General features: G+C 36.8%; 5 protein-coding genes and 1 pseudogene. 4 read left to right on the top strand and 2 right to left on the bottom strand.

Going from position 1 to position 6492, the window contains the following annotated elements; all coding sequences use genetic code 11:
• Positions 1–1038: chloride channel protein (locus FJ213_06990; protein MBM4175902.1), on the bottom strand; the 1038-nt coding region annotated here is incomplete at its 3' end.
• Positions 1039–1426: 388 nt separating this feature from the next.
• On the opposite strand from FJ213_06990, the gene FJ213_06985 reads away from it, so the two are divergent.
• Together FJ213_06985 and FJ213_06980 are read left to right on the top strand one after the other, a co-directional pair.
• Positions 1427–3160, top strand: a complete 1734-nt coding sequence (locus FJ213_06985; GenBank protein MBM4175901.1) for a T9SS type A sorting domain-containing protein — start codon at positions 1427–1429, stop codon at positions 3158–3160.
• 15 nt (positions 3161–3175) lie between these two features.
• Positions 3176–4267 (top strand): S9 family peptidase, encoded by a 1092-nt coding sequence (locus FJ213_06980; GenBank protein ID MBM4175900.1) that lies wholly within the window; start codon positions 3176–3178, stop codon positions 4265–4267.
• A 95-nt stretch (positions 4268–4362) separates the two neighbouring features.
• On the opposite strand, the gene FJ213_06975 is transcribed toward FJ213_06980, so the two are convergent.
• Positions 4363–4722 carry a thermonuclease family protein gene (locus tag FJ213_06975; protein ID MBM4175899.1) on the bottom strand — a complete coding sequence of 120 codons (360 nt, stop codon included), beginning with the start codon at positions 4720–4722 and terminating at the stop codon, positions 4363–4365.
• A 99-nt stretch (positions 4723–4821) separates the two neighbouring features.
• Between FJ213_06975 and FJ213_06970 the strand changes: the two genes are divergently transcribed.
• Both FJ213_06970 and FJ213_06965 read left to right on the top strand, forming a co-directional pair.
• On the top strand, positions 4822–5940 hold the full coding sequence (locus FJ213_06970; protein ID MBM4175898.1) for an ATP-dependent 6-phosphofructokinase: 1119 nt from the start codon (positions 4822–4824) through the stop codon (positions 5938–5940).
• A gap of 45 nt (positions 5941–5985) precedes the next feature.
• A pseudogene (locus tag FJ213_06965) lies at positions 5986–6457 on the top strand (GxxExxY protein).
• Positions 6458–6492: the final 35 nt, after the last annotated feature.

Below are 6492 nucleotides of genomic sequence, written 5' to 3'. Positions count from 1 at the left end.
TGTATACAACGAACCTCTTGAAATTGACTTCGATACAGCCAATGAGACGATAATTGTGAGCATTAAGGGTAATATGACGGTGTAATTGTTAGTCATCTCAAAAACCATTATTAATGCAGTTAGTGGGGCGTGAACTACACCAGCAACCACAGCTGCCATCCCAACTAATGCATAAGCGCCTGCTGGTGCACTAATTTCAGGAAAGAGATAATTCGCGATTTGTCCAAAAGCGCCGCCAAGCATTGCACCGGTAAACAAGCTCGGTGCAAACGTTCCGCCATTTCCTCCTGAACCAATTGTGAATCCCGTTGCTATAGGCTTAAAGAAAAATAATAAAACTAATATTATAAATGGTGCTTGATTAAACAGGCTCTTATCTATTAATGCATAAGAAAATCCATACACTCCTGGAAGAAATAAACCAATTATACCCACAAACAATCCGCCTATAGCAGGCTTCAAATAGCTTGGAGTTTTTCTCAATTTTATAAATTTTTCCTCGATGAAGAAAAAAGTTTTAATGAAATAAATTGATGCGAAACCTGCTAAAATTCCTAATGCGGTATAGAACAAAAATTCGTAGTTAGATGATAAGGCATAATCCGGAACACGTAAAGCAGGTTCCGCTCCTATAAAACTTCTAGAGAGCACGGTTCCAAAAACTGATGCAATAATAATCGGACTGAATGTTTTTGCATTGAACGTTCTCATAATTATTTCAGTTGCGAATAACGCACCGCCAAGTGGTGTATTAAACGCGGCGGATAATCCGGCTGCAGCTCCGCAGCCGACTAAAATTTTTAAACGTTCCGGTGATGAAGATAAATATTGTCCAAAAGCTGATCCAATCGATGCACCAATTTGAACAATCGGCCCTTCCTTTCCTCCGGCACCGCCAGTACCGATGCTTAATGCATTTAGGATTGTTTTAAGAACTGCAACTCTTCCCTTTATTATCCCACCTTTAGTCGCTACAGAATCAATTACACTCGGAATTCCTTCGATTGGAGGAGATTTTTCAAATTGTTTAGCGATCATACCGACAAGTAATCCACCTATTGCTGGGATTAAAATTAGTATTCCATAGTTTAACCATTCGCTGCCGCCAATTAGAGATTCTCTGCCGAAAAATTTTCCTGGGAGATCAAAAAATATCTCTTTGATCAGTCAATGGAATAGTGAAAAATAATTGCTCCGATGCCACACAGTACTCCTGTAATGCCACCTAAAATCAAAAGATAAGAATCTTGTGAGAAAGGAATTACTGAAAGAAGCCGATTGATCTTGAAACGATAAAGTCGTAATTGCTTGCGGAGGTTTTGAAAGAAATCCAAATCAAACTTTCTATGCTTTAATCATTTTCATCTATTCGAAATATAAAATATTTTATTATTTAATTAAAATAATGTGTTAATTTCACTACTTGATGATTGTGACTATGAGTTTGTATTCTCGCAGCTTTAATTATCCAATATTGAATTTTTGTTTTCAAGTTTTGAACAATGGATTTATATTGCAAGTAATGAAAGCGATGATAAAATTTCTACCAACACTTTGTTCTATTCTTCTGTATAATGGCTTTCTAGCTGGACAAACATATTACTTGACTGGTATTGTTAAAGATAAGTTTACTAATGATCCGCTCGATTCTGCTGTCGTTAAAATTTTCATTAAAAATATTCCGAGCAAAACAGATTCAATCTATACGAATGGCTTCGGTAATTGGTCGTACACACTCACAAATGTTGGCTCTGAATCTAATTTAACTCCAGAGGATTTTTCGCTTTCACAGAACTATCCAAATCCGTTCAATCCTTCAACGAAAATCTCCTTTTCGCTTACCTCTTCTGACTATGTGAAATTTTTTGTTCATGATGCTCTGGGACAGGAAATCGAATCATTTGAACAATTTTTGTCCGGCGGAAATTATACAATTGATTGGTATGGCGCTGGTGCTGCGGGAATATATTTTTACTCCATTGAATTCAGAGGGAATAGATTAACAAAAAAGATGATCCAATTGGATGGATCGAAACGCGGTGGATTCGGAAAGCCATATTTAAGCGGTTCACAAATTCCTTTCTCAAAGAGTTACGGGAACTCAATAAATCTGGATTTGATTTTTTCAAGTTTTGGGTATGATAATGATACCTTAAGTATATCCGTGAGTACAAACCAAAATATAATAACACAGTTGGTTTCACTTCATCATAGAGCGTTTGTAATTGATCTCCACAATGATGTTTTGGAGAAAGTCGTTTATGGATATGAGTTAGGAATATTGAATAATAATAATCATTCTGACGTCCCAAGATTTATAAAAGGTGGCGTTGATGCCCAAATGTTTGCACTTTGGCCGAGTCCAAGTTCATATCCAACAACTGCTTTTCAACACACTATGGCTATGATTGATTCTTTTCAAAGACAGCTCAATAAATATCCAAGTAAACTGAAACAAGCCAAAAACTCAAAAGAGATTGACAGCTTATCCGGAACAGACAGAGTTGTTGGTGTAATAGCCGTTGAAGGAGGCCATGCAATTGAAAACAGTGTAGATAAATTAAAAGAATTCTATAACCGCGGTGTACGGTATATGACACTGACTTGGAATAACAGTACATCATGGGCAACTGCAGCAGCTGATGGGCAAGCCTTGACAAAAGGATTGTCGGATTTTGGCAGGCAAGTTATTAAATCGATGGATTCACTTGGAATAATTATTGACATTTCACATGTTGGAAAAAAAACAATAGAAGATGTTTTAGAGGTGACAACAAATCCGATTATTGCGAGTCATTCCGGAGTTCGTGCTTTACGGAATCACTATCGAAATCTTTACGATGAACAAATAGTTGCAATCGCTAATTCAGGGGGGGTGATTGGTGTCGTTTTTTATCCATCGTTCTTATCAACTTCATCAACGGTGAGGATTGATACTGTCATCAAACATATCGACTATATAAAAAATCTTGTAGGTATAGACCATGTTGCACTCGGTTCTGATTTTGACGGAATTGAGAAAGTTGTGGTCGGATTGGAAGATGTCAGCAAATTTCCAGATTTAACGATGGCACTGTTAAAAAAGGGATACAGCTTCGAGGATGTAAAGAAAATCCTCGGGGGTAATTTTTTGCGTGTGTTCAAACAAGTTTGTAAATAAAAAAAGAGGTTGAAAATGAAGAGGCGAAAATTATTTATTTTAATTCCAATTCTTTCTTTCTTTCTATTTGCTAATGTAAATCCTGGGTTTTCACAAGACTCAAACGAAATTAAGCAGATACTTAATTCCTTTAAAAAAGCAGATGAAAATTTACAGCATCGGTTAGATGTTCTTGAAAAGAAAATTGATGACGTACTGTGGTATGAACGGGTTGGGGACTATGCATTCATAGATAAAGTTTTTATGACAGGCCCGCCATTGTGGAAAGAAAAAAATCCAACTGGTCAAGGAGCCGGAAATCCAGTAAAATTCTGGTCGTATGTTTTTATTCCGAAGAATATTGATTTCGGTAAGAAGTATCCTCTCATAGTTTTTCCGCACGGCGGAGTTCACGCAGATTTTTCAACTTACTACACTCACATAGTGAAAGAGCTTATTGCACAGCAATACATAATTGTTGCGGCTGAATATAGGGGCAGTACCGGCTATGGCAAATCGCATTATGAAAAAATTGATTACGGCGGATTGGAGATCGAAGATGTTCATGCTTCCAGAAATTTCATGATCAATAATTACAGCTTCGTTGATGAAAATCGTGTCGGTATAATGGGATGGAGTCATGGAGGATTGATTTCACTTATGGCTGTGTTCGATCATCCGAGTGATTATAAAGTTTGTTTCGCTGGCGTGCCCGTATGCGATTTGATTGCTCGAATGGGTTATAAGGATCAATCGTACCGAGATTTATATTCAGTGGACTATCATATCGGTAAACCAGCCGATGAAAATGTCGAAGAATATAAAAAAAGATCGCCCGCTTGGAATGCTCATAAATTGAAAACACCCTTGTTGATTCATACAAACACGAACGATGAGGATGTAAATGTTTTGGAAGTTGAGCATCTGATCAAATCACTTAAATCGGAGGGAAAGAAATTCGAGTATGAAATTTTTGAAAATCTTCCTGGCGGACATTCATTTGATAGAATGGATACCAAAAAAGCCAAAGAGATTAGATTGAAAATTTATAAATTCTTATCAAAATATTTGAGTCCACCGAAAGGCTTCAGTTCAATTAAAGAAATGGACGAAGCTGCTTATAGATAATTACCCAAAGTAAAAGATTCCATCTTTTCCAAGTCGGTTAAGCAAAAAAGATGGAATCTTTCTTTGTCAAACTCTCAATACAATATACTCACTACTTAATACTTTTTATAAATTGCTTGCTTCTTTTCCACCATCAAATCATTCACGTTGGTAAATTTTCCAGATGAAGTTTCGAGCCAGACTTCAGCAAGATATCTTCCGTATTTTTCTTTTCTATCTTTAATAGTTTGAATCTGAATTTTTTTATCAAGAAGAAGCGCACGAAGAAAGTCTCTTGATTTTAAACCTTTATTACGTGAACTACCTCTGAGTTCGGGTGCATCGATTCTCACCAATCTGATTTTTTCATTATTGATCCAGGTACTAAGCCCCAAGTCGATATTTACAGTAATTGTATCGCCGTCGTAAACTCCGGTAACAACAGCTTTGTAATTATAAAGTTGTTTGGTTTGCATGTGACCTCCAATAGTTTTAGTTAATTTGAGAAATTCCACTTCAAATTCAAATCGATTTTTTATTTTGGTACGTCTTTACTTAATTTTGTACAAAATAGAATGAGAGCAAATATGAAAGTAAAAAGAATTGGAATATTAACTGGTGGAGGTGATTGTCCTGGATTGAATGCTGTGATCCGCGGGGTTACAAAACCTGCTCACGAAATGGGCATGACAGTTTTTGGAATAGAAGATGGATTTGAGGGGCTCGTTGAAGGCAAAATGCATGAACTTACGAATAAAGAAGTCTCAGGCATTATTAACCTTGGTGGTACAATTTTAGGTTCATCTAATAAAGGCGATCCTTTCCATTGGCCCGTTGACAAGGGAGATGAAGTAGTGATCGAAGACCATTCAAAGCTCGCACTAAAAAATTATAAAGGATGGGGGCTCGATTGTTTGATTGCAATCGGCGGCGATGGAACCATGCACATCTCAGAAAAACTATCCAAACTCGGAATGAAAGTCATCGGTGTACCAAAAACAATCGATAACGACCTCGAAGGTACTGATTTGACTTTCGGTTACGACTCAGCAGTATTTGCTGCAACAGAAGCAATTGATCGATTGCATACTACAGCTTCTTCGCATCACCGAGTGATGGTGATTGAGTTGATGGGAAGATACGCAGGATGGATCGCTCTCGGTGCAGGCGTTGCTGGTGGTGCCGATGTAATACTAATACCAGAAATACCGTTTAAATGGGAAGATGTGTATAAAAAAGTAATTGAAAGAAGTACACGCGGTAAAAGATTCAGTATAATTTGTGTGGCTGAAGGATCCAAACCTTTTAGAGGAAAAATAGTCGTTAAGGCACAGGATAAGAAGCGGACAGATCCGATTCAATTAGGCGGAATTGGGAATCTTGTCGGCAGAAATATTCAGGAAAATACTGGACTTGAAACTCGAATAACAGTTCTTGGACATTTACAGCGTGGCGGCAGTCCAACACCGTTCGATAGAATTCTTGCAACCCGTTTCGGGACTTATGCAATAGAAATTGCAGCAAAGAAAAAATTTGGCTATATGGTTGCACTTAAAGGAAATGAAATCAAAGCTGTTCGAATAGGAGATGCAATCAAGATGCAAAGATTAGTTCCGCCTGATTGTCAAATGATACGTTCTGCAGTTAAAGTCGGCATCAGTTTTGGCAATGACAGTATAATTGAGTGGAAGTGAAGAATAGGATCAGGTTGAAGAAAAAATGCAGGTAATAGTAGTCCGGTGTTAAAAGAAAATGCCACAAAAACACTAAAGCACAAAACAACTCAAAGAAAAAAACTTGAGGTAAAAAGGAAGGTAAAACAATACGAACCTCTCCCCGAAGAGATCGAACAAATTGGTAAAAAGATTGTTGATGCAGCATATACGATCCATAAAAATCTTGGACCTGGATTATTGGAGAAAATATATGAAATCTGTTTCTGTTATGAATTAGAAAAAAGAGGATTAAAATCATTAAGACAACTTGATATTCCAATCGTGTATGAAGGTATTCAATTTAATGAAGGACTTCGGTTAGATGTCTTGGTTGAAAATAAAGTGATTTGTGAACTAAAAGCTATTGAACAAGTAAATCCAATCTGGGAAGCACAATTATTAAGTCATCTTAAATTAACTAATAAAAAGACTCGGTTATTTAATTAATTTTAACGTTGAAAATATTGGTAAAGGCATCAAAAGATTTATCTTATGACTTTAGTGCAATTTTGTGTTTTGGTGATTTCGTGG

Source organism: Ignavibacteria bacterium, from assembly GCA_016873845.1.
In the GTDB taxonomy this organism is placed as follows: Bacteria; Bacteroidota; Ignavibacteria; order Ch128b; family Ch128b; genus JAHJVF01.
This window is presented reverse-complemented; position numbering and strand designations above follow the sequence as displayed.

What these genes read in the sequence shown, in the direction of transcription:
- FJ213_06975 (MBM4175899.1), bottom strand. Translation starts at nt 4,722, where the DNA reads ATGCAAACCAAACAACTTTATAATTACAAAGCTGTTGTTACCGGAGTT.
- FJ213_06985 (MBM4175901.1), top strand. Translation starts at nt 1,427, where the DNA reads ATGATTGTGACTATGAGTTTGTATTCTCGCAGCTTTAATTATCCAATA.
- FJ213_06980 (MBM4175900.1), top strand. Translation starts at nt 3,176, where the DNA reads ATGAAGAGGCGAAAATTATTTATTTTAATTCCAATTCTTTCTTTCTTT.
- FJ213_06970 (MBM4175898.1), top strand. Translation starts at nt 4,822, where the DNA reads ATGAGAGCAAATATGAAAGTAAAAAGAATTGGAATATTAACTGGTGGA.